The sequence below is a fragment of the Streptomyces sp. RLA131 genome (assembly GCF_056270125.1).
Genome location: NZ_JBWDOQ010000002.1, coordinates 471910 through 496376 on the forward strand (window position 1 = coordinate 471910; position 24467 = coordinate 496376).

Annotated in this window: 25 protein-coding genes and 2 pseudogenes; 16 read left to right on the forward strand and 11 right to left on the reverse strand. The window is 70.4% G+C overall.

Annotation, left to right across the window (positions count from 1 at the left end):
• Positions 1 to 76: 76 nt before the first annotated feature.
• The gene (locus RWE79_RS02860; protein WP_475938394.1) at positions 77 to 751 is read left to right on the forward strand and encodes a class I SAM-dependent methyltransferase; all 675 of its coding nucleotides are present in this window, start codon (positions 77 to 79) and stop codon (positions 749 to 751) included.
• Positions 752 to 826: 75 nt separating this feature from the next.
• Here the strand turns inward: RWE79_RS02860 and RWE79_RS02865 are convergent, their stop codons facing one another.
• From RWE79_RS02865 to RWE79_RS02875, 3 genes are read right to left on the reverse strand one after another with little or no spacing between them, the layout of a single operon-like run.
• Positions 827 to 1147 (reverse strand): hypothetical protein, encoded by a 321-nt coding sequence (locus tag RWE79_RS02865; protein ID WP_475938395.1) that lies wholly within the window; start codon positions 1145 to 1147, stop codon positions 827 to 829.
• Positions 1148 to 1180: 33 nt separating this feature from the next.
• Positions 1181 to 1495: a hypothetical protein gene (locus RWE79_RS02870; RefSeq protein ID WP_475938396.1), complete on the reverse strand. Its 315-nt coding sequence runs from the start codon at positions 1493 to 1495 to the stop codon at positions 1181 to 1183.
• Positions 1496 to 1544: 49 nt separating this feature from the next.
• Positions 1545 to 2705 (reverse strand): phospholipase D-like domain-containing protein, encoded by a 1161-nt coding sequence (locus RWE79_RS02875; protein ID WP_475938397.1) that lies wholly within the window; start codon positions 2703 to 2705, stop codon positions 1545 to 1547.
• A gap of 565 nt (positions 2706 to 3270) precedes the next feature.
• On the opposite strand from RWE79_RS02875, the pseudogene RWE79_RS02880 reads away from it, so the two are divergent.
• Both RWE79_RS02880 and RWE79_RS02885 read left to right on the forward strand, forming a co-directional pair.
• Positions 3271 to 3609, forward strand: a pseudogene (locus tag RWE79_RS02880) (SDR family NAD(P)-dependent oxidoreductase); the annotation flags it as partial.
• Positions 3610 to 3626: 17 nt separating this feature from the next.
• A complete protein-coding gene (locus RWE79_RS02885) occupies positions 3627 to 3887 on the forward strand; it encodes a hypothetical protein (protein ID WP_475938398.1) in 261 nt (86 codons plus the stop codon).
• Between the two features lie 10 nt (positions 3888 to 3897).
• On the opposite strand, the gene RWE79_RS02890 is transcribed toward RWE79_RS02885, so the two are convergent.
• Positions 3898 to 4428 (reverse strand): nuclear transport factor 2 family protein, encoded by a 531-nt coding sequence (locus tag RWE79_RS02890; protein ID WP_475938399.1) that lies wholly within the window; start codon positions 4426 to 4428, stop codon positions 3898 to 3900.
• 339 nt (positions 4429 to 4767) lie between these two features.
• Here RWE79_RS02890 and RWE79_RS02895 point away from each other — a divergent pair, with 339 nt between their 5' ends.
• Positions 4768 to 5214, forward strand: a complete 447-nt coding sequence (locus RWE79_RS02895; RefSeq protein ID WP_475938400.1) for a carboxymuconolactone decarboxylase family protein — start codon at positions 4768 to 4770, stop codon at positions 5212 to 5214.
• 54 nt (positions 5215 to 5268) lie between these two features.
• Here the strand turns inward: RWE79_RS02895 and RWE79_RS02900 are convergent, their stop codons facing one another.
• Entirely contained in the window at positions 5269 to 6261 is a 993-nt protein-coding gene (locus RWE79_RS02900; RefSeq protein WP_475938401.1) for an alpha/beta hydrolase family protein, read from the reverse strand.
• A 388-nt stretch (positions 6262 to 6649) separates the two neighbouring features.
• Here RWE79_RS02900 and RWE79_RS02905 point away from each other — a divergent pair, with 388 nt between their 5' ends.
• The gene (locus RWE79_RS02905; RefSeq protein WP_475938402.1) at positions 6650 to 7540 is read left to right on the forward strand and encodes a sigma-70 family RNA polymerase sigma factor; all 891 of its coding nucleotides are present in this window, start codon (positions 6650 to 6652) and stop codon (positions 7538 to 7540) included.
• A gap of 185 nt (positions 7541 to 7725) precedes the next feature.
• On the opposite strand, the gene RWE79_RS02910 is transcribed toward RWE79_RS02905, so the two are convergent.
• Complete coding sequence (locus RWE79_RS02910; protein WP_475938403.1) at positions 7726 to 8184, reverse strand: PPOX class F420-dependent oxidoreductase; 459 nt, start codon at positions 8182 to 8184, stop codon at positions 7726 to 7728.
• Between the two features lie 136 nt (positions 8185 to 8320).
• Between RWE79_RS02910 and RWE79_RS02915 the strand changes: the two are divergent.
• Positions 8321 to 8789, forward strand: a pseudogene (locus RWE79_RS02915) (carboxymuconolactone decarboxylase family protein).
• Between the two features lie 139 nt (positions 8790 to 8928).
• Here RWE79_RS02915 and RWE79_RS02920 read toward each other — a convergent pair.
• A complete protein-coding gene (locus RWE79_RS02920) occupies positions 8929 to 10137 on the reverse strand; it encodes an FAD-dependent oxidoreductase (RefSeq protein WP_475938404.1) in 1209 nt (402 codons plus the stop codon).
• The gene (locus RWE79_RS02925) at positions 10134 to 10595 is read right to left on the reverse strand and encodes a hypothetical protein (RefSeq protein ID WP_475938405.1); all 462 of its coding nucleotides are present in this window, start codon (positions 10593 to 10595) and stop codon (positions 10134 to 10136) included. The genes RWE79_RS02920 and RWE79_RS02925 overlap by 4 nt, the downstream gene beginning before the upstream one ends.
• Before the next feature lie 105 nt (positions 10596 to 10700).
• Between RWE79_RS02925 and RWE79_RS02930 the strand changes: the two genes are divergently transcribed.
• On the forward strand, positions 10701 to 11315 hold the full coding sequence (locus tag RWE79_RS02930; protein ID WP_475938406.1) for a PadR family transcriptional regulator: 615 nt from the start codon (positions 10701 to 10703) through the stop codon (positions 11313 to 11315).
• A 105-nt stretch (positions 11316 to 11420) separates the two neighbouring features.
• On the opposite strand, the gene RWE79_RS02935 is transcribed toward RWE79_RS02930, so the two are convergent.
• Positions 11421 to 11678, reverse strand: coding sequence for a WhiB family transcriptional regulator (locus RWE79_RS02935; RefSeq protein ID WP_475938407.1), 258 nt, complete (start codon positions 11676 to 11678; stop codon positions 11421 to 11423).
• A 693-nt stretch (positions 11679 to 12371) separates the two neighbouring features.
• Between RWE79_RS02935 and RWE79_RS02940 the strand changes: the two genes are divergently transcribed.
• The 4 genes from RWE79_RS02940 to RWE79_RS02955 all read left to right on the forward strand — a co-directional run bounded on the left by RWE79_RS02940 (position 12372) and on the right by RWE79_RS02955 (position 16568).
• Positions 12372 to 12680 carry a hypothetical protein gene (locus RWE79_RS02940; protein WP_475938408.1) on the forward strand — a complete coding sequence of 103 codons (309 nt, stop codon included), beginning with the start codon at positions 12372 to 12374 and terminating at the stop codon, positions 12678 to 12680.
• A gap of 264 nt (positions 12681 to 12944) precedes the next feature.
• Positions 12945 to 15128, forward strand: a complete 2184-nt coding sequence (locus tag RWE79_RS02945) for an NACHT domain-containing protein (RefSeq protein ID WP_475938409.1) — start codon at positions 12945 to 12947, stop codon at positions 15126 to 15128.
• A 109-nt stretch (positions 15129 to 15237) separates the two neighbouring features.
• Positions 15238 to 15771 carry a hypothetical protein gene (locus RWE79_RS02950; RefSeq protein WP_475938410.1) on the forward strand — a complete coding sequence of 178 codons (534 nt, stop codon included), beginning with the start codon at positions 15238 to 15240 and terminating at the stop codon, positions 15769 to 15771.
• A 251-nt stretch (positions 15772 to 16022) separates the two neighbouring features.
• Positions 16023 to 16568: a YciI family protein gene (locus RWE79_RS02955; protein ID WP_475938411.1), complete on the forward strand. Its 546-nt coding sequence runs from the start codon at positions 16023 to 16025 to the stop codon at positions 16566 to 16568.
• Between the two features lie 90 nt (positions 16569 to 16658).
• Here the strand turns inward: RWE79_RS02955 and RWE79_RS02960 are convergent, their stop codons facing one another.
• Positions 16659 to 17717, reverse strand: coding sequence for an Lrp/AsnC family transcriptional regulator (locus RWE79_RS02960; protein ID WP_475945563.1), 1059 nt, complete (start codon positions 17715 to 17717; stop codon positions 16659 to 16661).
• Positions 17718 to 17877: 160 nt separating this feature from the next.
• Between RWE79_RS02960 and RWE79_RS02965 the strand changes: the two genes are divergently transcribed.
• From RWE79_RS02965 to RWE79_RS02980, 4 genes are all read left to right on the forward strand, one after another.
• Entirely contained in the window at positions 17878 to 19413 is a 1536-nt protein-coding gene (locus RWE79_RS02965; protein ID WP_475938412.1) for an MFS transporter, read from the forward strand.
• A 167-nt stretch (positions 19414 to 19580) separates the two neighbouring features.
• A complete protein-coding gene (locus RWE79_RS02970) occupies positions 19581 to 20669 on the forward strand; it encodes a LacI family DNA-binding transcriptional regulator (protein ID WP_475938413.1) in 1089 nt (362 codons plus the stop codon).
• Positions 20670 to 21003: 334 nt separating this feature from the next.
• Entirely contained in the window at positions 21004 to 22404 is a 1401-nt protein-coding gene (locus RWE79_RS02975; RefSeq protein ID WP_475938414.1) for an ABC transporter substrate-binding protein, read from the forward strand.
• A gap of 87 nt (positions 22405 to 22491) precedes the next feature.
• The gene (locus tag RWE79_RS02980; protein WP_475938415.1) at positions 22492 to 23430 is read left to right on the forward strand and encodes a carbohydrate ABC transporter permease; all 939 of its coding nucleotides are present in this window, start codon (positions 22492 to 22494) and stop codon (positions 23428 to 23430) included.
• Here RWE79_RS02980 and RWE79_RS02985 read toward each other — a convergent pair.
• Complete coding sequence (locus RWE79_RS02985) at positions 23402 to 23575, reverse strand: hypothetical protein (protein WP_475938416.1); 174 nt, start codon at positions 23573 to 23575, stop codon at positions 23402 to 23404. The genes RWE79_RS02980 and RWE79_RS02985 overlap by 29 nt on opposite strands.
• Between RWE79_RS02985 and RWE79_RS02990 the strand changes: the two genes are divergently transcribed.
• Entirely contained in the window at positions 23574 to 24392 is an 819-nt protein-coding gene (locus tag RWE79_RS02990; protein ID WP_475938417.1) for a carbohydrate ABC transporter permease, read from the forward strand. The genes RWE79_RS02985 and RWE79_RS02990 overlap by 2 nt on opposite strands.
• Positions 24393 to 24467 lie beyond the last annotated feature (75 nt).

Here is a 24467-nt window from a genome sequence, read left to right on the forward strand (position 1 = left end):
GGGCCGGGCGAACGGACGGTAGGGAAGATCGTGATTCTCCGGGCTCGCCTCCGCACCAGGTACTACGGTCGCGAGCATGGTCGAACACGATGCCCTCAGTGTCACCCGCGAGGCCTACGACGCGGTTGCCCCCACGTATGCGCGGCGGTTCCGCGACGAGCTGCGTGAGCGGCCTCTGGACCGCGCCATCCTCAGCGCCTTCGCCGAGTCCGTACATGCGAGTGGGGACGGTCCGGTCGCGGATCTGGGGTGTGGGCCCGGCCATATCACCGCTCACCTGGACGAGTCGGGGCTGGCGGCGTTCGGCGTCGATGCCTCTTCCGTGATGATCGAGTTGGCCCGACAGGCCTATCCGGGCCTGCGGTTCGAGGTGGGCTCGATGGCCGCGTTGAACATCGCTGACGGCGAACTGGGCGGCGTGCTCTCACGTTGGTCCATCATCCACACTCCGCCGCGGGAACTCCCCGTCATCCTGGCGGAGTTCCACCGTGTGCTGGCACCTGGCGGCCACCTTCTGATCGGCTTTTCGGCCAGCGACGATCCATCTCACCCGACCCAGGTCTTCGATCACACAGTCGCGCCGGCCTATCGGTGGTGGCCGGACCACCTCGCCGCCACGCTGCGCGAGGCCGGGTTGGCCGAGGTAGCCCGGATGGTTCGCCGGCCTGAGCCCACCGACCGGCGGCAGTTCCGCGAGATTCACCTGCTCGCCCGCAAATCCGGGGCAGGGGCGCACCGGCCGAACGCATGACCGCGTCCAACCCGCCGGACGGGGAGCCGTCACGCTCCAGGTGCCGGCTCCTGCCCGGGCCGGGTGGACGTACTGTCAGAACTCGCGGTCGATGCCGGTGACCGCGGGGGGACCCAACGGGGCGTCGTCCTGCGTGAATCCGCTGTCGCGCAGGGCGGCCGAGACCAGGCGTACGGCGTCCGCCTCGGCTCCCGCCTGGTCCGGCGCCTCCACCTCAAGCCGCACCGAGAAGGTGTTGCCCTCCTCCTGCACGGTCAGCAGGTTCAGTTCCTCGCTCTCCCCCATATCGGTGTTCCTCGGGTCGTGCGGGCGTAGCCTGCGCCGCACCTCACGGCGGTCGGTGTCGGTGACCCCGTGCACGAACGTGCCGGGCACCGTGATGACGTAAGTGGTCACTGCAACTCCTCTCGTACGGCCAGGGCAGGGCCGTCAGCCGGCGTGGGCTCCGACGCGGTGGTCGCTCTGGCGGGCGGTGACCGGCCGGCCCGGCCTGGCGTGGTGCGCGGTGGCGCCGCGCACGGCGGTGTGGTGGCGCCACAGCAACAACGACGTCAAGGACAGCAGGCCGGCGAAGACGACCAGGAACACCAGCGGCACCCACATCTGCCGGCCACCCGACTGGTCCGCCGCACCGAACGCGGTTCCAGTCGCCCACAGGGCGACACCGGCGGCGTAGAAGGAACGGGTACGGCGCAACTGCCGGAGCGCCGACGGGGCCAGGGGTGCGGTCTGCTTCGTTACCATGCTCGCCCGTGTACCCCCGCATGACGGTTCCAACGGCACGCGATCACGCTTACGGCGCGGTCGCCTGCTGGAACATCGAGGTGAAGTTGCCCAGGTATGCGTCGTAGGGCGCGGCCCCCTCCAGACGGAGCAGTGTCTCGTCATTGTCACGCAGTGACGAGTAGTCGAGGTTGTGCGAGCCGGTGAAGGTCCACTTCGTGTCGGCATGACCGGCGTACGTGCCCTCGATCAGCAGGTACTTCGAGTGCACGAGATAGCCTTTATCTGTGCTGAGCCGGCGCATCTGGACGTTTTCCTGGCCGACCAGTTGCGCCACGTCATTACTCTCGGTGTATACGATATTCACCGTACAACCCTGCCGCCCCAGGGAAACCAGCGCGGCGGCGACCTCGTCTCGGTGCAGGGCGAAAGCCGACACGCTCACCGTCGATCCTCCGACGCACGAGACATTCTCCAGAATGTCCACCACCACGTCGCCGGTTTTCTGCGGGAAGAAGTAGTACTTCACATCTCCCGCCTTCCCGCTGGTGTAGTAGTCGGAATTCTTCTTCATGTCGGCCAGATCATTGAAATAGCTGACGTAGGCGCTGTAAAGGTCAGTGTTCCCGACGATTGTGTACGCGTTGTTCCAATACTTTCCGACATTGACGGCCGTTTGATTAGCAGACGTCTGGATGACGACGTCCTCGGCGACCCCCGCGTCGCCGACACGGGAAAACGTGAAGAATTTGTTGTGATTTATGGGATTCTCGCCACCCTCGGCGACGCAGGCCGCACCGACGGCGCATCGCACGACCCACGAGGAACCGGTCCGGTCGCTGCCGAGTTCTGCGACCAGGCTCTGGGTGGCGGGCGTATCCCAGTAACTCGCGTCCAGCACGACCCGGATGTTCACTCCGCGTCGGTGGGCGGCCGTGAGCGCGTCGGTGTAGTCCTGGTCCTTCAGCGCATACAGGGAGGCGCGGACGAGGCGACCGCTCTGCGTGTTGCCGATCGCCTCGATGATGTGGTCCTTGATGGCGTTCTGCTGCGCCACCGTCCCCTTGGGGTCGTTGAACACCGCGCCTGTGACGATCGGCGGCGCGTCGGCCGCCGAGACGGTCGGCGGATGCGCGATCGAGGCCAGGGCGGTCACCGCGAACGCCGCCGCCCAGTGCGCCCACCCGCCCCGGGCCCGCCCGAGGAACACCTTGCCACGTGAAATACCCAACTCAGTTACCTCACAACGATATTCGTCAATTCAGAACAGATTGCGCCCGGCGCCCCTCCGGGGTGGGGCAGAGCGGGGTCCTTTCATGTCGACGGCGGCGACAATCAATCGAATCCCCATTTACCCCCATCCCGGGATGATCTTGACTTGGCCATGACATGATCACAGTCGATGACCCAGGAGTCAAGCGATTTCTTACTCGCCGAGGCTTTTCCGTCGGATTCACAAGCGGAATTAGGAAATCATTCCCTTGCCGGCAGTGCCGGGATCGGCCGGGGCGTGAGCGGCCGCGCCGCCGGCACCCGAGGAACGCGATGTCCGGCTCCGGCACGCGGCGGTCGCACACCGAGGGCCGGCCCGCCGGGCAGGGCCTTCACGCCGCTCCGGGCCAGTCGGCGCACACGAACGCCCGCAGGGGCGACGCGGGACGCAGGTACAGTCCCCTGTCGACACTTAGGGCCCACAACGTCCCCCATGGGCCTTGATGCGGCATAAATGTCGACAGTAGGAAGGTGTGGTCGGGTCGCGGTGGCGGCCCCTGCGCACCTTCAGCGAGGAGAACGACGTGTCTGCTTCCCCATCCGCGCATCCGAGGACCGGCCTGCTGTCCGGCAAGGTCGCTCTCGTCACCGGCGCCGGCGCCGGCATCGGGCAGGGGTGTGCCCAGCTGTTCGCGGCCCAGGGCGCGGCCGTCGTCGGGTGTGACATCGACTCGGCCGCGGCCGAGCGCACCGAGAAGGAAGCCAGGGAACGCGGGCTCGACCTGCGGATGGTGCATCCCTGTGACATGACGGACCCCGCCGCCGCCCAGCGCTTCGTGGACGAGGCGGTGGCCCTGCACGGCAGGGTGGACGTCCTGGTGACCGCCGGGGCGATCCCACCGCACATGGCGCCGGCGGCCGAGATGGACTTCGAGCAGCAGTGGACGCGGCAACGGTCGACCCGCTCCTCCACAACTGCGTGGAGCCCGAGCTCGTCGGCAACGAGCGCAGGGTGCCCTTCACCCCGGACAGCGGCCCCTACACCCTCACCGACAAACTGTCGGCACTCGGTTTCGACCTCACGCACCCCCAGACCGACGAGGTGCTGCGACGGGCCCGCGGCATCATGGCCCGCGAGGACCGGCTGCTCGCCGACGCCGACCTGGCGGCCCTGGCGGATCAAGTGGCCGGGGAGGAGTGAGGAGTTGGAGTCACTTCGCCCCCGAGGCCGGCTTGGCCCCCTCGTAGGCGTCCATGCCGATGAAGAACGCCGAGAAGCGCCAGCATCCGTCCTCCTCACGGCGCAGCCGGGCGTCGTAGACGACGCTGGCGCCCAGGCGGAGACCGTCGGCGGCCACGGTCACCACACCGAAGGCGATGGCCGTGGCGGTCCCCGCCACGAGGTCGAGCTCCTCGACCAGGACATTGCCCATCAGATGCCGTCGCTGGTCGCCCTGTTCGGCGATGATGCGGTCCAGTCTCTCGCGTACCTCGGCCCGCCCCTCGAAGCGGGTGAACGGCTCGGCCCGCCCCTCGGCCACCTCGAAGAGCACATCCTCGGTGAAGCAGCCGGCGATCACGTCGATCCGTGCCTCGTCGTGCGCGATGCCGAAGCGGTAGAACGCGTCCGCGATCTGTGCCCGCGCGGCAAGAGCCTGCGGGCCGAAGTCGGCGGGCCGCAGCGCGCGCATCGCGATCCGACCCTGGCGGTGGGCCCAGGCCTGCGGGGGAAGTGAGGTCATCAGATACTCCAAGGAGGGCTTAGTGTCGACAGTATGGACCTCTATGGCTGCCATTCTGGGTGAGGATGAGACTTCTGTCGACTGCTTTGTCGAGTGAGGCCTTGTGTCGACACCCGCCCCCGAAGCCGCAGCCGCAGTCAGCCCAAGAAGCCCGAACCGTGCCTACGGAGTACCGATGCCCCCTTCTCCCACCAGCCGTCTGCCCCTCCTGCGCCCCGACCGCCTCGACACCGAACAGCGCTCCCTGTACGAGGAGATCACCGGCGGCCCTCGCGCCGACGGCCTCAGCTCTTCGCGCTCACCGACGCCGAGGGACACCTCAACGGCCCCTTCAACGCGATGCTGTACAGCGCCCCGCTCGGCTCCGCCCTGCAGGGCCTGGGGGCGGCGATCCGCTACCGGACCGCGCTGTCGCCGCGTGTCCGCGAGATCGCCGTCCTGGTCGTCGCCGCGGTATGGGACAGCGACTTCGAGCGCTACGCCCACGAACCCGTCGGCAGGGCCGCAGGACTCACCGCCGCCGAGATACTCGCGCTGCGGGAGGGCGCCGAGCCCGGCCTGACCGACCCGGTAGAACACCGCGCGTGGTCCGCCACCCTCGCCCTCGCCGCCCACCCGGACCGCCTCGACGACGCCTGGTACGCGTCGGCCCGCGACACCCTCGGCGAGCGCACCCTCTTCGAACTCTCCACGCTCGTCGGCTACTACGCCACGCTCGCCCTGCAACTGCGCCTGTTCGGCGTCGCCGCGCCCGGCGTCGCCGCGCCCGAGAAGCCCCACACGTGAGGCCGGCCGGGACAAGGTCCTCACAGGCGAGCCGATTGACGCCGCCCCGGCGGGTCAGGCGTCGGCGCGCACGCGATGCGGGTCGGGTTGCCTGGATTCGACTCGTCCGAGCGGCTTGGGGTCGGCCGTCAGCGCGTCACTCGCCGCCTGCCAAGCGGAGTCCCCGGGGCAGAGCTCGGTGCGGAGATAGGCCCAGGTGAGCCGCTGGACCGCGGACACTCGCTCGGGGCTCTCGTCCGTGGTCTCGGCGACGTCGTATCCGGAGACCCCGCCGAGCCCGTGCTCCGCGTCGAACAAGGTGAGCAGGGACTTGCGGCCCGGGGAGAGGAAGTACGGATCGGTGTGCCAGTCCGGGCCCCGAATCGTCAGATGGGCAGAGGCGTCCTGGTCGCCGGCGACCACGAGCGCGGGCGTCGTCATCTCGGAGAAGTCCGTGGTCAAGAAGAAGGGGAGATTCTCGGCGGCGGACTCGGTGAGGGCGTCGCCGCCTCTGCCGGGCGCGGCAAGCAGTACACCTGCCTTGATCCGGGGCTCGGCCAGGTCCACCTCCGTCCCGTCGTGCGGATCGGTGAGCCGGGCGCCCAGCAGCAGGCTCGCGGTGTGCCCGCCCATCGAGTGCCCGGCCACGGCGACCTTGCTCCGGTCCAGGCGTCCGAGGAGCTGCGGGACGGCTGCCTCGATCACGTCGAGCCGGTCGAGGATGCGCTTCATGTCCTCGGCCCGTGATCGCCAGTACAGAGGTGCCCCGGGGGTTTCGGGATCCAGGCTCAGCGTCCTAGAGCTCAGATGGGTGGGCTGGATCACGACGAAGCCGTGCGCCGCCCAGAAGTTGACGAGGGGGGCGTAGCCGTTCAGCGAGGAGAGGTTGTTCGAGTAGCCCTGACCGTGCGAGAGGAGGATGACCGGCAGCTCGCTCCCGGTCACGGGCGCGGAGACCCGCACCTCCAGGTCCACGGCTCGGCCGGGAGCCGACAGCACAACCGGACTGACCGAGAGGACGGGAGTGGGCGGGCCGACCGCGTCGGCCGTGCGGGTCGATTCACTCATGATGCGTATTTCCCTTCGATGGCCCCCGCGGCCGGTCTCACCCGGCCCGGCGGCGACGGGTGAGGCGGTCAGCAGCGTCCCGCTACGGCCGCACTAAAAGCGGATCGTCGTTCCGATTAATATACGGATCGCCGTTCCGCTTTGTCAACGGCCGTCCGAGGCAGAGAGCGTGGTGCCCCGTTCCCAAGTCGGACGAGCCACACCTGTCCGGTCCGTGACCGGGAGCGGCTACGGATCGCAGGCCGTGCGGACCCCGGTCATCGCGTCGGGGAGAACCTTGAGCCGGATCGTCACGCGTGCTTCCATCAGGTCCTCGTTCACACCGGTTACCTCGGCCCTTCCGGGCTCGTCACACCCGTGACGGAATTCGCGCGAGGAAGGTAACAACATGACCGCACCAGGTCCGGATGAAACCCTGGCGGGAGCCTTCGAGCAGCAGCGCGGGCGCCTCGTGGCGGTGGCCTACCGGATGCTCGGATCGCGGGCGGACGCCGAGGACGCGGTGCAAGAGGCATGGCTGAGGCTCGCTCGCCAGGACCCGGCCGCCATCGACAACCTGGCCGGCTGGCTGACCACCGTGGTGGGCCGGGTCTGCATTGACGTGCTGCGCTCGCGCAGGACCAGGCCCGAGGCCTCGTACGACGACCAGCTGCCCGAGCTGGAGGTGACCGAGGACGGCGGCGGAGCACCCGAGGACGACGCGCTGCTCGCCGAGTCGGTCGGGCTGGCGCTGCTGGTGGTGCTCGACACCCTCCGCCCCACCGAGCGGCTGGCGTTCGTGCTGCACGACATGTTCGCCGTGCCGTTCGTGGAGATCGGTCAGATCATCGGCAGGTCCACGGACGCCACCAAGATGCTCGCCAGCCGGGCCCGCCGGAAGGTACAGGGCACGCCTCGTCCGACCGATGAACGGCAGCAGCAGCGTGCGGTGGTCGACGCGTTTCTCGCGGCAGCGCGGAGCGGAGACTTCGAAGGGCTGCTGCGGGTGCTCGACCCGGACGTCACGTGGCGCTCCTACACCGCGCGCGGCCTGGTCGTCAGACTGGGGGCGGCCGAGGTGGCCGGCAGGGCCCGGCGCGGGGCTCGCGCCGCGGTGAGTTCGCGCCCCGCCCTGGTCAACGGTGAGTCCGGGATCGTGGCGTGGGGCCCGAACGGCAAGCCGCTGGGCGTGATGGCGTGCACCGTGATCGATGGTCGGATCGTCGGGATCCTCTCCGTGAGCGACCCGGAACGCATCGCCTCCATGGACCTCCCGGCACATCCAGGCCAGGGTCTGTAGCGGACCCGGCTCCCGAGGTGGTCGGCCACCGAAGTTCGGCGAGGCCGACCACCGGGAGCGTCATGCGGTCGAGTTCGGGATCAGCGGTGGCCGATAGATACGGCAGGATCGCTGTCCGCCGCGGGGCGAACAGGCTGGTCGCAGTCCTCAACGAGCGGCTACGGCCGGCACCGACCCGGTATGTCCTATCCGTCGATGTCCAGCGCCGTTCCGTACAGCCGGTCCACCTTCAGCCGGATGACCACCCGGCGTTCGGCGACCAACTGCTCCAGGAACGCGTCTTCGTCCTCCGGCCTCGCATCCTTCGGGACCATCCCGAGCAGTTCCCGCCCGACCGCGTCGCCGGGAACCGTCGTGACCTCGGAAACCTCGCCGTCGCCCTCGGCGACGGCGAACGACCACACGTCGCCACCCTGCACATGCAGCGCCGCACGCGGGTCGCGCCGCAGGTGCCTCACCTTGACGCGGTCGGCCGTCGTCGAGAACCGCAGAACGCGGGCCTTGGAGTCCCAGCTGTAGAGCATGGTGGTCAGGTGGGGGTGGCCACCGCGCTTGACGGTGGCGAGAGTGCCGAACTGCTGCCTGCCGAGCAGGCTGGAGAGGGCTTCGTCGGATAACGGGCGAGGTGCCGGGCCTGGAGTCATGATCGGTCAACGTCTGTGGCTGCCCCGGAAATTTCGTGAACGCCCGCCGTGAGCCCGGCCACCGGCGCGGTGTTACGTAAGGGAGGACCTCCTCGTCCAAGTAGGTGGAACCTCACCAACGACGAAGGAGCCCATCATGCAGACTCGGCTCAACCTCCACGGCACGGACCTCGCGCCGAAGTTCGGCAAGTACCTCGTCTCGGCGAACAAGGTCGTGGCCGACTCGACGCTGCCGGCGGCAACACAGGAACTGGTGAAGATCCGCGCCAGCCAGATCAACGGCTGCGGGGGATGTCTCGACATGCACACCAAGGAGGCCGCGCGCGGGCGAGACATCGGTACGGCTCAGCCTGATCGCGGCATGGCGGGACACCTCGGTCTTCACCGACCCGGAGCGGGCCGCGCTGGAACTCACGGAGCAGGGCACCCGCCTCGCCGACGGCAGTGGCGTCACCGACGAGGTATGGGCGAACGCGGCCAAACACTACGACGAGGAGCAGCTCGCGGCCCTGGTGTTCCAGATCGCCGTCATCAACGCCTTCAACCGGCTCAATGTCATCACCCGACAGCGCGGGGGCGACTACCAGCCCGGGCAGTTCGCGTAACGGGGGCGGACCCGATTCAGGTGGCGTCGGGCGAACCCGGCCGGACTTGGGCTCGCCTGACTGCCGCCCACCGGCTGCTGGCGGCGCCGACACCATGAGGACACTCGCCCTCGCCAACCGGCGGGCGGATGGCCGGAGTTCAGGTGAGCGGGGCCGCCTTCGCCTCCCAATCGATGTGGTGGTCGAACTGCCAGGCCGTTTTCTCCGGGTCGATCAGCTTCATGGCCACCGGCATCATGAGGTCGCGCAGTACGCGGCCGACCGGGCCCGCGGTCTTGTTGCTGTTCGTACGGGCGCCGAGCTTGATGATGCGTTCGACGCGGGGGCGGCGCAGTCGTTCGTACGCCGCGAAGGCCTGGTCGTAGGGCAGGTCCCGCAGGCAGCGCGCCAGTTCGACGGCGCTTTCGATGGCGATGGAAGCGCCCTGACCGGAGCTGGACGAGGCGGCGTGGGCAGCGTCACCGATCAGGGTCATGCGGCCGCGGGTCCAGGTCGGGACCCTTGGCATGTTCTCCATCGGGCCGGTGACGAGGAGTTGGCCGGTGTCGGTACGGCTGATCATCTCAAGGGCCGGGGTGCGGTCGTCGGCGAAGGCGGTCCGCAGGGTGCGCATCCACTCCCCCGCGCCGATCGCCTGGGCCTCGGCGACCGTCATCGGCAGGCCGTGGGGCAGGTTGACGAACCACACCGCCGAGGAGTCGTCGAAGACCTGGTAGCCGAAGAAGGCGCGCTTGCCGAAGCACATGTACATGACGCCGTCGGTGGAGGGCATTCCGGATTGGTCCATCCTCGCTCCGAAGCAGACCAGGCCGGCGTAGTTCGGCCGCGGTGCGGCCGGGTCGATCAGGCGGCGGACCGTGGAGCGGATGCCGTCGGCGCCGACGAGGATGTCGGCGCTCACCCGCGTACCGTCCGCGAAGTGCGCGGTGACACCGGCGTCGGTGTCCGTCGCGCTGGTCAGCCGCTTGCCGTGGTGAACGGGTACCGCGCGGCGCTCCGCCTCGTCGTGGACCGCACGGTGGAGATCGGCGCGCCAGACGAACTGCGGGGAGGGGAGGCGGGAGGGCGGGGCGAACCGCGCGAGGGGCTTGCCCGTCCAGCTCCGTAGAGCCATGGCGGTGACCGGTGTGCCGATGGCGCGGACGAGGCCGCCCGCGCCGATCGCGTCGAGGGCATTCTGGCCGTTCGGGGCGATGGTCATGCCGCCTCCGGCCCCGTCGGCCGTGGAGTCGTACGCCTCGTAGACGGCGGCCTCGACACCTGCCTGGCGCAGGGCCATCGCGGCGACCGGGCCCGCGATGCCGCCTCCGATGACGAGCGCGGTACGGGCTTTGCCGATGCCGGTCACGGCCGCTGCCCCCTGGCCGGGTCGTCGATCGTCGGTACGCCGCCGGTCCGGTGGGCGCGGCGCACGTCCTGGACGTACGCGCGGGAGAACATCGCCGACAGGATCGCGATGCCCCCGCGGTGGACGCGGATCTCGCTGTTCGTCGCCGAGCCGGACAGATGGATACGGCGACCGGCCGCCTTGTCGTCGGCGGACGAGGACCGGGAGTCCTTGATCCTGCCGCGGGCGGTCCACCTCAGGTTCCAGTGGTCGATGGCGGTGCCGTCGTCGACGAGCAGCTTGACCATGGCCCGGTCCATGTCGACGTGGATCTCGATGTCGTCGGGAAGGCCGGGAGAACGGAGGTCGAGGACAGCGGCGCCATGGCGGGCCCTGACCTCGAAGCGGCCGGCCTCGGTCCAGTTGCCCAGGTGCTTGACGAGGCCGTGGTCGGAGTGGATGTGCTCGGTGAGGGACATCTCGTGGGTTCTCTCTGGAGGGTGGTGGTGTTGCGCTGACGATTCGATAGTTGCACTGAAACTAGTTGCTCGTCAACTAGTCATTCTGAAGCTAAAATCAGCCCCATGACCCCACCGGCTCCCCGCAGCTCCCCCCTCGCCCTGACCGTCCTGGCTCTCCTGCACTACAAGCCGCTGCACCCGTACGGCATCCAGCGCCTGGTCAAGGACTGGGGCAAGGAGCAGGTCGTCAACGTCAGCCAGCGTGCGAGCCTGTACCGCACGATCGAACGACTCCACCGCGACGGGCTGATCGCGGTCCGCGAGACCGGGCGCGATCAGCTGTACCCCGAGCGGACCGTGTACGACGTCACCGACGCGGGGCGTGCGACCGCCCACGCCTGGCTGGAGGAGATGCTCTCCGCGCCCAAGCAGGAGTTCCCGGAGTTCCCCGCCGCCCTGTCCAATCTGCTGCTGCTCACGCCGGAAGAGATGGCGGACGTACTGGAGCGGCGGGCCGACGCACTCGCGGAGAAGTCCGACACGCTGGAAGCGGCCCTGGCCGCGGAGGCGGAGCAGGGACTGCCCCGCATCACACGCCTGGAGACCGAGTATCTGCGGGCCGTGACGGCCGCGGAGCTGACGTGGGTGCGCGCGGTCGTCGAAGACCTGCGAGCCGGCGCGCTGACCTGGTCCAAGGAGCAGCTGGACACCTTCGCGGAAGGGCCCGTGGAGACGTGAGGCCGCGCCCCCGGTGCGTCCCGGGGATGACCAGGCCCGCCCGGGCGGCCTGGAGCGCCGCGTGTTCGGCGTGTTCGGCGTGTTCGGCCAGGACCGGTCCGGTGGCTATGTGGCGTTCTGGCGGGCACGGTTGCGGGCGACCCGGCGCTTCATGGCGCGACGTTCGTCCTCGCTGAGTCCGCCCCACACGCCTGCGTCCTGTCCGCTCTCCAGCGCCCACCGCAGGCACTCCTCGATGACCGGGCAGCGACGGCAGACAGCCTTGGCCTCTTCGATCTGCAACAGAGCCGAACCGGTGCTGCCCACCGGGAAGAACAGGTCCGGGTCTTCATCGCGGCACACCGCCTGATGACGCCAGTTCATGACACTCCTCCGTTTCGTTCGGGAAAGATCAGTTGGCCACAAGCCCCCATGAGCCCGGACCGCTTGCTGCGGTTGGTCCCTCCCGCCTGCCCGACTGCGGGGTACCTATGCATCCGGGCAGAGGAGACGGCAGCGAACCCGCTTGCCGGTCGGCGAGGACCCCCATGCCACTCGGGCGGCACCGGGTCCGCGGGGGTACGCGGGCCCCGGCGTCCGGGAGCGCGGCCGTCAGTGCACCGCGGGGGCTCATGCCGGGCAGGAAGGGGATGGCCGCGGTTTCTCCGCTACTCCTCGCCGACCACGACGTTCATCTGGCAGCTGACCTTGCCGCCGAACACGCCGACGGTCGTCGAGTCGACGTACAGGGCCCGCGTCTCGATCCACGCCTGTACAGCGGCCACCTCCTCCGCGGACCCGCGTAGCTCGACAACGACGACATTCGGATAGGGAGACGGAGACAGCGGCTCATCAGTGGGGACGTCCATGCCAGGCTCAACGCAGCAGAGCACGGCAGGGCACGGCAGGGCCGCTCGTAGCCTCGCCAGTAGTGCCGGGTCGGACGCCGGGCCGGCAGCCGCGCGCAGTCGCCCGCGCCTCCGGTGCCATGATGACCGTCATCGGCGGGTCCTCCTCGTGGAACGCCTGGCCCGCTGAGAGACCCGTCTCGCTCACCCCCGGAAGGCAGCGCCACACGTGGATGACCGCACGCAGCAGGAACAAGCGGTCAGCCGGGCGACCGCGCAGTCCACCGTCCGGCCGGCCTTCTTCCCGGCGGAGGGTGACGAACTCGCGCTCGGACCCGGGCTGGGACTCACGCTCGGTGCCGCGCTCGTCGGTGCCGCCCCTGATTCCGCCACGGACACCGAGCCGGAACCGGAACCGGAACCACCGCAGGCGGTGAGGGCCAGGGTCAGCGCGGCGGAGGCGGCGAGAAGAACAGGGGTCGGTCGGTTGGTACGCAAGGCAGTTGCCTTCCACATGCGGCTGACGCTCAAGTACTGACTCCCGAGATCATCCTGACGGGAACTCACAGACAGGTGACGGCTCCATCCCGGATGCAGCACGGCCGGGCCGGATATCGGCGGCCAGGGCGCCCGGGTCGCGACGGCCTCGGATCGTGGCGGCCCTGGCTCGGGTCCGGGGCCGACCGCGCAAGCCGACCGCTCAACACGCCCTGGCGCAGCGGACTGTGCCGATTCGTCACAGTCCGGCACCGAATGCAGTATCCGTCCGTCTACGCCGGGTGAGCGCGGAAGCATGCCTTCCATGAAGCGATCGCGGGCCCGCCGGGCAACCGTCATCTACGCAGTTCTTCAGGTCGTGACCGCGGCGCTGGCACTGTGGCTGTCCAAGCAGTTCCAGGTGGCCCGTCTGGCCAGCACTGTCATCGCCATGGCCCCCACCCTGCCCGGGGCCTACCTGGCCTGGGCCGCCTACCGCGACGACCGCGCCGACGCCGCGACGGACACCGACGCCAGGACCAGGGCCCTGACAGCCGCCCTGGCCGCAGCTGTGACCGCCGCCGAGGCCCCGCAACGCGCCCAGCTGGTCGGCCCCGGTGCCCATCGCATCGACCTGACCTTCACCCACCGGCAGGAGCCCGCCAACAACGCGGACGGCGCCGATCCGCAAGGCCACCTGACCGGCATCGTCGGCTACTACCAGCAGCTGCGCCCGGCCCGGCTGGTCATCACCGGCGAACCCGGCGCCGGCAAGACCCTGCTCGCCCTCGACCTGCTGCTCGGCCTGCTCACCCACCCCGACCGTACCGACGCCGATCCCGTCCCGGTCCGGCTCTTCCTGGCCGGCTGGGACGTCACCCGCCCACTTCACGACTGGCTCGCCGACCAGATCCACGACCAGTTCCGCGACCGGGGCATCACCCTCGCCGACGCCCGGCACCTGGTGAACAGCCACCGGGTGCTGCCGATCCTGGACGGCCTGGACGAGATGGACTCCGACGCCACCCCGGCCGCCCGCCGCCGCGCCGCGTGTGCACTGGACAAGCTGAGCGCCTACCAGGGCCCGACCGGCAACGCCCCGGTCATCCTCACCTGCCGCACCACCCAGTACGCCGAACTGGCCGCCCTGGACGTGCGCATGCGCGAGGCCGCCCGCATCGAGATCGACCCCGTCACCCACGATCAGGCCGCCGCCTACCTCACCGCCCGCAGCACCAGCCGCGACCGCTGGGTCACCGTGCTGGGCACCCTGGACCGCGCGCCCGGCAGCTCCCTGGCCCGCGCCCTGAGAACCCCCTGGCGGCTCAACCTGGCCGCCACCGCCTACGAGGAACGTCACCCCGGCACCCGCGCCTATCTCCGCGACCCCGACCACCTGCACACCCTCACCTCCCCCGGCGCCGTCCGCGACCACCTCCTGGCCCTCTACCTGGCGGCCACCGTCAGCCAGCACCCCACCCGCCCCGGGCGCTACCGGCCCGACCAGACCCATCGCTGGCTCGCCGCACTCGCCACCCACCTCGCCACCGCCACGGCCACCACCACTGCCACCGATCTGGTCCTGCACCAGCTGTGGCCGATGGCCGGCTCCCGCCGCGTCCGCACCACCGATGCCCTCCTCGCGGCCCTCCCCATCGCCCTCCTCGCCCTCTCCGCCCTCCTCCTGGCCTGGGTCCGCACCGGCCTGTCGCCCCGCCATCTGCTCGGGGCCACGTTCATCGCGCTGCTCGGGGCCCCGACCGTCCGGCGGGCCGGCCGTGCCGCTGTGCCCGCCCCCCGCACAGCCCGACCAAACCGGCTGTACGCCCCGGCCCATCGCCGCCGGCTGGCCGGCACGCTCGTGATCGGGCTCGTAGGGATGCTCGTGGTCGGGCTGGTGAGCCGGCCCGCGATCGAGTTCACGGCCTGGCTCATGGGCAGACTCACCCTCGGTCCCGCGGCCGTGCTGGTGGTCTCGCCCCTGGTCGGCCTGGTGCTCATGCCCGTGATCGGGCTGGTGGCCGCGCTCATGGTCGGGCTCACGGACACCAGCGACGCCACGCCGACGGACCCTCGCCGTCCGGTACGGGACGACCTCGGGGCCGGGATCGTATTCGGGATCGGGATCGCGCCCCTGATCGCGATCCCGAGCGGGATCGGGGCCTGGATCACGGGCGGGATCAAGGTCGGCATCGCGGTCGGGATCGTGCTCGGGCTCGCGTCAGGGCTCATTCTGGGCATGTACTTCCTCACAGGTGCCGGCCGGCGCTACCTGGTGTTCCTGTACTGCTCCCGGGGCCGGCTCCCCCGGCGACTGGGCACCTTCTTGAACTGGGCCTACGGAGCGGGCCTGTTACGGATCTCCGGCGTGGCCTACCAGTTCCGCCACCGGGAACTCCAGGACTGGCTTACCACCCACCCCGGCCCCGGCCCCGGCGCTGTGGACCCCCGGGGCGGACGGGAAGAGGCCGGCCTCACCCAGGAGATGCGGATCGGACGGCGCGCCTGAACCCTGACCGCCCCTGCGGCGCGGGCCGCGTTCGGCTCCCGTCGCCGCCGGGGCCCAGCCGCGGGTAATCGCGTGCGATCTTTCGGCAGCGGTGGGTACCGTACCAACCATGGACGTAACGTTCACCAAGGTGCACGGGCGCCGTTATCGGATGACCGTCGTTCGGGAACGCGGCCCGGAGTTGGCGCCGCGGCAGGGCCCGGGCTATGACGACTACCTGCCGCACGACGCCGTGCACTTCCTCGTCGAGGCTGAGGCGGGCTTGTCCGGCGGTGTCTTCGGCCGGATCGCCGACGGACGGAACAACATCTTCTGGGCGGCCGATCCCGCTGTCAGGAAGCGTCAGGCGCGTCGGGAGGCGAAGCGGCCGCCCAGCGCCGCCGAGCACGCCGACATGGCTCGGTCCGAGACATTGTCCTCCCTGTGCCAGCCGTTGTGGCAGCTGCGGGCGGGTCAGCGCTCGGCTCTTCCCGACTGGTTCTCCTCGATGAAGCCGGGCATCGGCGAATCGCCTCTCGTCGAGCGCATCCTGCTCCGCCTGGACGCATTCGCCGCGCGCTGGTACGCGCTACCGGTAGGCGGCAGTGTCACGTTGTCGTGGCCGTCACCCGAGCGGGCAGGCGTACGGCGGGATCGCCGCTGACCGGTACTCAGGTCGCTGTCATCTCACCGTACTCGGCCAAAGAACCGCGAGTTCGCCGGCGGGGCCGGGCGGTTGCGCCGGCGGCTTTCCGGGTGACCTTGGTGCTGCCCGGGAGGGGTACGAAGTCGCTGGAGGACCGGCCGTGGAGGCAGAGCGGCGGCAGCACGTCGCTGATCGCGGGCCCGGAAGCCGAGCCGCCGTCGCGGTGAATTCCGCTCGACTGATCACCTCCTTGAAGGGACCCTGTGGGCATGGAGTTCTTCTGTTACCACCGCGACCGGCCCGGCTCCGCAGCACTGCGCGACGAGCTGCTGGAAGAGCACTGGTCGTATATGGACCAGTACGCGAAGGAGATGATCGCCCGGGGCCCGACCCTCGCCGGCGACACAGCCACCGGCAGCGTGCACATCGTCGACCTGCCCGATCCCGCCGCCGCCCGCGCGTTCGCCTTCGACGAGCCCGGCTACCAGTCCGGCGTGTACCGGGACGTGCTGCTGCGGCGGTGGCGCAACACGCTGGGCCGCACCATGTGGGACTTCCCCGGCGGCCGGACCGGTGGCGACCGGTACCTGGTGATCGGCCTCGGCACGGGGCAGGCCGCCGACCTCGCGGGGCCGCCCGACCGGGACGGGCTGATCGCCTACGGGCCGCTGCTGTCCGACGACGGCGCCGGCTGGCTGGGCACGGCGGCGCTGGTCCGGGCCCCGGACCCGGACGCGGCACGCGCCATCCTCACTCCGGACCGGTACGCCGACATCGAGGTGCACAACTGGCAGTTCGGCGGGCGGCCGTCATGACCTGAGGACGTCCGGGCCTGGTCGCGCCGAAGGACCTTCGGCGCGCCCTCCCGAAGGTGCCGCCGGAACGTGGTCCGGCCCGTCGGCCCGTCACCCGATGCGCAGCGTCGCGGCGGCCTTGTAGGTGCGCAGGACGGGCGCGGTCTCGATCCGCGCGATCGCGGTCAACGCCACCTTGCGGGTCAGGTAGTGGTGCAGTTCCTCCGCGTCCCGGCACAGCGCGTGCGCGACCAGGTTCGTCGGTCCGGTCGTCGCCGCGACCACCGCCAGCTCCTGGTGACCGGCCAGTTCGGTGGCGACCGCGTCCAGGTGTGCGGGCGCGACCTGCATCCACAGCAGCGCCGACACGGTCACACCCAGCATCGACGGGTCGATGTCCACGTCGAAGAACAGCGCGCCGCGTGCCCGCAGTTCGGTGATCCTGCGGGCCACCGTGGATGCCGTCGAGCCGGTCGCGGCGGCAAGCTCGGCGTAGCTGCGGCGGGCGTCGTCGCGCAGCGCGTCCAGCAGGAGGCGGTCGGCGTCGGTGAGCAGGTAGACGGGGCCGCTCGGCTCGGCTTCCGCTGTGCCCGCGCCCGGGTCCGGGTCCGGGCCCGCGCCCGGGTCCGGGTCCGGGCACGGGCACGGGCACGGACCTGTGCCGGTGGTGCTTTCGGCGCGCAGCCGCGCCTGCTGGGCGGCGTCCAGGGTGTCGACGCGTCCGCGCCACGCGGTCGGGCCGCCGAGGTAGGTGTGCAGGAGGTAGTGCGCGGACACCGCGGTGATCCCGGCGGTGCGCGGGATGTCGCGCAGCAGCAACGCGTGCGCGTCGGGGCCTGCGGGCGTGGTGTGGATGATCGCGACGATCTCGGTGCCGCCGGAGGTCAGCCGCACCCACGAGGTGTCGGGGCGGCGTGCCAGCGCGACCGCGATGTCGTGCGCGGTGCGCGTCGCGGCGGTCAGCCGCACGAACCACTGGTGGGTGCCGGAGCTGCGCGGCGCGGGCAGCGCGACCACGCGAAGGCCGGCATGCGCGTACAGGCGGCGGTAGCGGCGAACCACGGTCTGGGTGGAGGAGCCGAGGATGTCGGCGACGAGCGTGAACGGCGCCCGGGCGTCGACTTGCAGGGCATGGATCAGGCCGCGGTCCAGATCGTCCAGTACAAGCATATCCACCACATGAGCCACCTTCGATGGCAGTAATCCCCGAATCCTGTCACAGCAATGGAACCAAGTGCTTGATGGGCGGGACGGTGGTCGCGGGTCACGCTTCGCCCGGCCGGCGGGCGGGCCGACGTCCCGGACACACCGCACACCCAGGGGGAGACGCATGTCCCGCAGCACCGGCCACGGCACTTCGATCGGCTCGGAACCGAATCCGGAAGCGGGCGGGCCCGTGGCACCGCCCGCGTACCGATGGCGGTGGCACGCGTTGGCCGCGGTGCTGGTCGCCGAGGCGATGAACCTGCTGGACGCCACGATCGTCCAGGTCGCGGGCCCGGTCATCCACACCGACCTGGGCGGCGCGGATGCCGCCATCCCGTGGTTCAGCGCCTCCTACACCCTCGCGTTCGCGCTCGGGCTGCTGACCGGCGCCAGGCTCGGCGACATCGCGGGCCGCCGCCGCGTCTTCCGCATCGGCGTCGCAGCGTTCGCCGCCACGTCCCTGGCGTGTGCGCTCGCGCCGAACGCCGAGGCGCTGATCGGGCTGCGCGCGTTGCAGGGCGCTGCCGCGGCGCTGATCATCCCGCAGACGTTCGGCCTGATCCGGGCGATGTTCGACGGCGACGAACTGCCCAAGGCGCTGGGCACGATCGGCCCGGTCATGGGCCTGTCGGCGGTCCTGGGCCCGGTGCTCGGCGGGGTCCTGACGCACGTCGACCTGTTCGGCTCGTCGTGGCGCGCCTGCTTCCTGGTCAACCTCCCCCTCGCCGCCGTCGTCCTGGTCGTCGCACGGCGGCTGCGCGAGGACCGCGCGCCGGTCCGGCCCCGCCTGGACCCGGTGGGGACGGCGCTGGCGATGACCGGCACCGCGCTGGTGGTGTGCCCGCTGGCGACCGGTACACCGGGACCGGCCGGATGGGCGGCGGCGGGCGCGGGTGCGGCCGCCCTGGCGCTGTTCGTCGCCCACCAGCGCCGCGCCGGGCGCGGCGGCCGGGCCCCGCTGATCGAACCGGCTCTGCTGCGCGGCCGGTTGTTCCCCGCCGCGCTGGCCACCTCCACGCTGTTCTTCGCCGTCATGACCGGCGTCATGATCACCGTGGTCCTGCACCTGGAACTGGGCCTGCACCGCGGGCCGCTCACCGCGGGCCTGACCCCGCTGCCGTGGTCCGCCGGGCTGGCCGCCGGGTCGTGGGCCGCGGGCGCGTACCTGGTCCCCCGGCACGGGACCCGCGTCATGCACGCCGGGATCGCCGCCCTCGCCGTCGGGCTTGCCTGCGCGATCCTCGCCTACCGGTCCGCCGCGCCGGGCGTGTACCCGCCGGCACTGCCGTTCGCGCTCGCCGTCGCGGGCCTGGGCACGGGCCTGTTCACCCCGCCGTTCTTCACCACCGCGCTGCGCGGCGTCGGCCCGCAGGAGACCGGCTCGGCGGCCGGGCTCCTCAACGCCGTCCAGCAACTCGGCGGCACGCTCGGCGTCGCGGTGGTCGGCGGCGTCTACCTCGCCGGAGACGGCACCCCGCGCGGCGCGGCGCAGGCCGCGCTCGGCACGGCCGGGGCGATCCTGGTGGCGACCGCGCTCGCGGCGGCCGCGATGACCGTACTGCCACGGCCACGGCCACGGAACCGGGACCGGAACCGGGACCGGGACCAGGACCGGGACCAGGACCGGGACCGGGACCTGACGTGTATCCGCCAGGCGTGACGGGATTGCCGCGCCGGCCCGGCCGCCACGGTCGCCCTCCTCGGGACGCGGCGAGGTTACGGACAGATTGCGCAAACTCTTGACGCACTGCGCCTGACTGCGTAGACATGACTGCGCAGTCACACGGATGATTGCGCACAGGATCCAGGCGGCATCGGGAGACATTCATGACGCGACCGGCAGGACGGGGCGGGAGCTCCACCACTCCACGCAGTGTGGATGTGGCCCGTCTGGCGGGGGTCTCCCAGAAGACGGTGTCGAGGGTCCTCAACGACGAGCCGTACGTCTCCGCCGAGGTACGCCGACGGGTTCTCGAAGCCGCCGAGGAGCTCGGCTACCGGCTGAACAACGCGGCCCGGTCGCTGGCCTCCGGACGGACTCGTTCCGTCGGTGTGGTGACGCTCGGAACGGCCATGTACGGGCCCGCCTCACTGCTCATGGGCATCGAGCGAGCCGTCCGGGGCACGGGGTACGCGCTGCGTGTGGTCAACACGATGGAAGGCGACCCGACGGGTGTTGCCGGTGCCGTGGAGTCACTCCTCGATCAGGGTGTCGACGGCATCGTCATCTCCGAGCCGATCGACGAGGGAGTGGTCCCCCTCCACATCGACGTGCCGGTCCTCGTCCTCGGCGCGCCACCGGCCCTGGTCGGCCCCCGGGTGATGACCGCGGGGGTCAGCTCCGACCTGCTGGCGCGGGTGGCCACCGAACATCTGCTGGACCTGGGACACGTCACCGTTCATCATCTGGCCGGTCCGCAGCGGTGGTACTCCGCCAGGGACCGTCTGGAGGGCTGGCGAGCGGCGCTGGCGGCCCAGGGCAGGAGCGAGCCGCCGGTCGTCGAGGGCGACTGGTCGGCCTCGTCCGGATACGCGGCGGGCCGTGAACTGGCCACCGACGGCGAGGTGACCGCGGTCTTCGCCGCCAACGACGACATGGCCATCGGTCTGATCCGCGCGCTGACGGAGGCCGGCCGACGGGTGCCGGAGGACGTCAGCGTCGTCGGTTTCGACGACGTCCCGGTGGCCGCCTACGTGACTCCTCCCCTGACCACCGTGCGGCAGCCGTTCGACGCCGTGACGGAGGAAGGACTCAAGCTTCTCGTGCATGCCATCGAGAAGCCGCAAGCAGACCCCCTACTGGCGAGCGACCCACCGGTCGAGCTCGTCGTACGCGCCTCGACCGCGCCGCCCCCGCCACCCCGGACGACCCCGGGACGCGGGCGGCACACCATCTCCCCCTCCCCGCTCACGTAGTGTCCCGGCCCGCCCGGGCCCGGCCACGAACCGACGATCCACCCACCCACCCCTGATCAGCACCGGTCAGCGCAGTCCTGAGGCAGGTCACCGTACCGGCCTCCACCTCGACCTGCGCCTCATCTGCACCATGCGCGGCGCGCGCCGCCGGTCACAGTCCGCGAGGGCGTCCGTCTGAAGCTGCCGGCCTCGACGCCCCGGCCGTCACTTCCACGTTCCTCTCCCTCGTTCCTCCCCCTCGTTCCTCCCCCTCGTTCCTCCCCCTGTCACTCACACCTGCCGCCACGCCGGCGCCAGGTGTGCCACCCCCTTCGCCCACCGGCGGGAGTTCACCATGCCCGGATTCACCCCCAACAGCCCCTCCTCGATAAGCCGCCGACTCCTTCTCGGCGCCGCGGGAGCGGCTTCGTTGACCGCCGCGCTGTCCGCGTGCGGCGGCAGCGGCGGGACCGGCGCCGGCTCCGGCGGCGCCTCCTCCGCCGCCAAGTCGGTCAGCAAGGCCGCCATCGACAAGGCCATGTCGACCCCGACCGAGCTGACGTTCTGGACGTGGGTCCCGAACATCGCGCAGGAGGTCGCGCTCTTCGAGAAGAAGTACCCGGCCATCAAGGTCAAGGTCGTCAACGCCGGTCAGGGCACCCCGCAGTACACCAAGCTGCGCACGGCGCTCAAGGCCGGCACCGGCGCCCCGGACGTGGTGCAGATCGAGTACCAGTACATCCCGACGTTCACGATCACGGACAGTCTGCTGGACCTGGCGCCGCACGGCGCGTCGGCGCTGAAGGACAGGTTCGTCGACTGGACGTGGGGGCAGGTCAGCGGCAGCAACGGCGAGGTCTGGGCGATCCCGCAGGACACCGGACCGATGGGCATGCTGTACCGGCAGGACATCTTCGACAAGCACAAGATCCAGCCGCCGGAGACCTGGGACGAGTTCGCCTCCGCCGCGCGCAAGCTCCACAAGGCCGACCCGGACATCTACCTGACCAACTTCGCGGCGAACCAGGCGGCCGCGTGGCACGGCCTCATGTGGCAGGCGGGTGCCAAGCCGTATGTGAACAACAGCAGGAGCGACATCTCCGTCAACGTCGACGACAGAATCTCCAGGAAGCTCGCGGCGTACTGGGGCGGCCTCGCGAAGGACGGAGTCATCGGCGTCGAACCGGACTTCACCGACTCGTGGTACGCCGGCCTCAACAAGGGCAAGTACGCCACCTGGATCACCGCGGCCTGGGGGCCGGTCTTCCTTTCCGGTTCGGCCAAGTCCACCGCGGGCAAGTGGCGGGCGGCCCCGCTGCCCCAGTGGGACGCGTCCGCGCCGAGCGCGGGCAACTGGGGCGGCTCGACGAGCGCGGTCATCAGAGCGACCAAGAACCCGATCGCCGCCGCCCAGTTCGCGCAGTTCCTCAACAGCGACCCCGCGAGCGCCAAGCTGTTCGCCACCAAGCAGTTCTTCTTCCCGGCGACGAAGTCACTGCTCACGGACCGCGGTTACGTCGGGGAGGCTCCCTCCTTCTACGGCGGCCAGAAGGTCAACCAGGTGTTCGCCGACATCAGCGGCACGGTCAGCCCCTCGTTCCAGTGGCCGCCCTTCCTCGACCAGGTGGTGACGGACTGGACCGAGACCGTCGGCAAGACCCTCGCCAAGAAGACCGACACCGTCGCCGCGCTCGGCGAATGGCAGAAGCGGATCACCGCCTTCGCCAAGAACCAGGGCTTCACCGTCCAGTCCTAGCCCTGGTGACGCCCGGGGTGGGTCCCGTGCCCGAGTGAGGGCGCGGGGCCCGCCACCGGGACCACCTCAACTCAGAAAGGCCCGCTGATGACTGCCACAACCGCGGCCTCCCACGAGGGCCCGTACCGGGCACGGCCGACACGTCACCGGCTCCGCGGCGTGCGCCACGGCACGGCAGGGACGCTGTTCGTCGCACCCTTCATGGTGCTCTTCCTCCTGCTCTTCCTCGCTCCGCTCGCCTACGCCGCCTACCTCAGCCTGTTCCAGCAGAAGCTCATCGGCGGCACGACGTTCGTCGGGCTGGGCAACTACCTCAACGCCGTCAAGGACCCGCTCCTCGTCCACGGGGTCGTCCGGGTCGCGACGTTCTTCGTGATCCAGGTGCCCGTGATGCTGGTGCTGGCGCTGCTCTTCGCGCTCGCGCTCGACAGCGGCCTGCTGCGGCTCGCGCGGGTGATCCGGCTGGGCATCTTCGTCCCGTACGCCGTCCCGAGCGTGGTCGCCACCCTCATGTGGAGGTACCTGTACGGGCCGGACTTCGGCCCGTTCGCCCAGCTGAGCCGGAACCTGGGCCTGCCGGTCCCGCGTTTCCTCAGCGACGGATGGATGCTCGGGAGTCTGGCGAACATCGTGACCTGGGAGTTCGTCGGCTACAACATGATCATCCTGTACGCCGCCCTGCGGACCATTCCCGAGGATCTGTACGAGGCCGCCGCGATGGACGGGGCCAGTGCCTGGCGGATCGCCTGGTCCATCAAGCTTCCCGCCCTGAAACCGGCGCTCCTGCTCACGCTGCTGTTCTCCGTGATCGGCAGCTTCCAGCTCTTCAACGAGCCGAACCTGCTGCAGCGCGTCGCACCGGACGTCATCGACAGTTCCTACACCGCGAACGTCTACGCCTACTCGCTCGCCTTCACCGGCCAGCAGATCAACTACGCGGCCGCGGTCTCCTTCCTCCTGGGGCTGGTCATCGTGATCGTCTCGTACTCCGTCCTGCTCACCGCCAACCGCAGGAGGACCTCGTGACCACGATCCCCACGGCGATGACGACGACGCCGACGACGCCGACGACGCCGACGTCAACGTCAACGTCAACGTCAACGTCCGCGACCGGGACCACGCGCCGCCGGTCGTCGGCCTCCCGTCGCAGCACCCCGCTGACCATCGCCATGCTGGCCGTCCTGGCCTACTTCCTGCTGCCGCTGTTCTGGTTGTTCGTCGCCTCGACCAAGAGCACCGAGGACCTGTTCACCACGTTCGGCCTGTGGTTCTCGCACTCCCCGCAGCTGCTGACGAACATCCGGCAGACCCTGACCCAGGACGGTGGGGTCTTCCTGCACTGGGTGCTCAACACCGTCCTCTACGCCGGCGTCAGCGCGCTCGGGGCCGCGCTCCTGGCGGCCGCGGCCGGGTACGGATTCGCCAAGTACCGGTTCCGCGGCAACAACGCGGCCTTCAACCTGGTGCTCGGCGCCATCATGATCCCGGCCACCGCCCTGGCGATCCCGACCTATCTGCTCTTCGCGAAGGTGGGCCTGGTCAACACCCCCTGGGCCATCGTCCTGCCCTCCCTGGTCAGCCCCTTCGGCCTCTACCTGATGCGGGTCTACGCGCAGGACGCCGTGCCCGACAGCATCATCGAGGCCGCCCGCATGGACGGAGCCGGGGAGGTCCGGATCTTCTTCCAGATCGCCATGAAGCTGCTGGCACCAGGCCTGGTGACCGTCGTGCTCTTCACCCTCGTCGCGACCTGGAACAACTACTTCCTCCCGCTCATCATGCTCAACGACCCGCGCCTGTACCCCGTCACCGTCGGACTCGCCTCCTGGGCCGCCCAGGCCCAGAACGGCGGGGCCGGTTCCAGCAGCGACATGCTCGCGCTCGTCGAGACCGGTTCGCTGCTCTCGATCGTCCCGCTCGTCGTGGCCTTCCTGATGCTGCAGCGCTACTGGCAGAGCGGCCTGGCCACCGGTGGCGTCAAGCAGTGACGCGCCCCGCGGGCGGTCCGCACGTCGCCCGCTCCACATCGCCCGCCTCACTTCACTATCTTCCGGAGGTTCCCC

Coding starts and splice junctions, on each gene's coding strand:
- RWE79_RS02905 (WP_475938402.1), top strand. CDS start 6,650: ATGACCGCACCAGGTCCGGATGAAACCCTGGCGGGAGCCTTCGAGCAG.
- RWE79_RS02895 (WP_475938400.1), top strand. CDS start 4,768: ATGCTGTACAGCGCCCCGCTCGGCTCCGCCCTGCAGGGCCTGGGGGCG.
- RWE79_RS02985 (WP_475938416.1), bottom strand. CDS start 23,575: ATGGCGATGGTCAGCGGGGTGCTGCGACGGGAGGCCGACGACCGGCGG.
- RWE79_RS02945 (WP_475938409.1), top strand. CDS start 12,945: ATGAAGCGATCGCGGGCCCGCCGGGCAACCGTCATCTACGCAGTTCTT.
- RWE79_RS02950 (WP_475938410.1), top strand. CDS start 15,238: ATGGACGTAACGTTCACCAAGGTGCACGGGCGCCGTTATCGGATGACC.
- RWE79_RS02900 (WP_475938401.1), bottom strand. CDS start 6,261: ATGAGTGAATCGACCCGCACGGCCGACGCGGTCGGCCCGCCCACTCCC.
- RWE79_RS02930 (WP_475938406.1), top strand. CDS start 10,701: ATGACCCCACCGGCTCCCCGCAGCTCCCCCCTCGCCCTGACCGTCCTG.
- RWE79_RS02860 (WP_475938394.1), top strand. CDS start 77: ATGGTCGAACACGATGCCCTCAGTGTCACCCGCGAGGCCTACGACGCG.
- RWE79_RS02960 (WP_475945563.1), bottom strand. CDS start 17,717: ATGCTTGTACTGGACGATCTGGACCGCGGCCTGATCCATGCCCTGCAA.
- RWE79_RS02955 (WP_475938411.1), top strand. CDS start 16,023: ATGGAGTTCTTCTGTTACCACCGCGACCGGCCCGGCTCCGCAGCACTG.
- RWE79_RS02910 (WP_475938403.1), bottom strand. CDS start 8,184: ATGACTCCAGGCCCGGCACCTCGCCCGTTATCCGACGAAGCCCTCTCC.
- RWE79_RS02935 (WP_475938407.1), bottom strand. CDS start 11,678: ATGAACTGGCGTCATCAGGCGGTGTGCCGCGATGAAGACCCGGACCTG.
- RWE79_RS02965 (WP_475938412.1), top strand. CDS start 17,878: ATGTCCCGCAGCACCGGCCACGGCACTTCGATCGGCTCGGAACCGAAT.
- RWE79_RS02925 (WP_475938405.1), bottom strand. CDS start 10,595: ATGTCCCTCACCGAGCACATCCACTCCGACCACGGCCTCGTCAAGCAC.
- RWE79_RS02970 (WP_475938413.1), top strand. CDS start 19,581: ATGACGCGACCGGCAGGACGGGGCGGGAGCTCCACCACTCCACGCAGT.
- RWE79_RS02890 (WP_475938399.1), bottom strand. CDS start 4,428: ATGACCTCACTTCCCCCGCAGGCCTGGGCCCACCGCCAGGGTCGGATC.
- RWE79_RS02990 (WP_475938417.1), top strand. CDS start 23,574: ATGCTGGCCGTCCTGGCCTACTTCCTGCTGCCGCTGTTCTGGTTGTTC.
- RWE79_RS02870 (WP_475938396.1), bottom strand. CDS start 1,495: ATGGTAACGAAGCAGACCGCACCCCTGGCCCCGTCGGCGCTCCGGCAG.
- RWE79_RS02980 (WP_475938415.1), top strand. CDS start 22,492: ATGACTGCCACAACCGCGGCCTCCCACGAGGGCCCGTACCGGGCACGG.
- RWE79_RS02975 (WP_475938414.1), top strand. CDS start 21,004: ATGCCCGGATTCACCCCCAACAGCCCCTCCTCGATAAGCCGCCGACTC.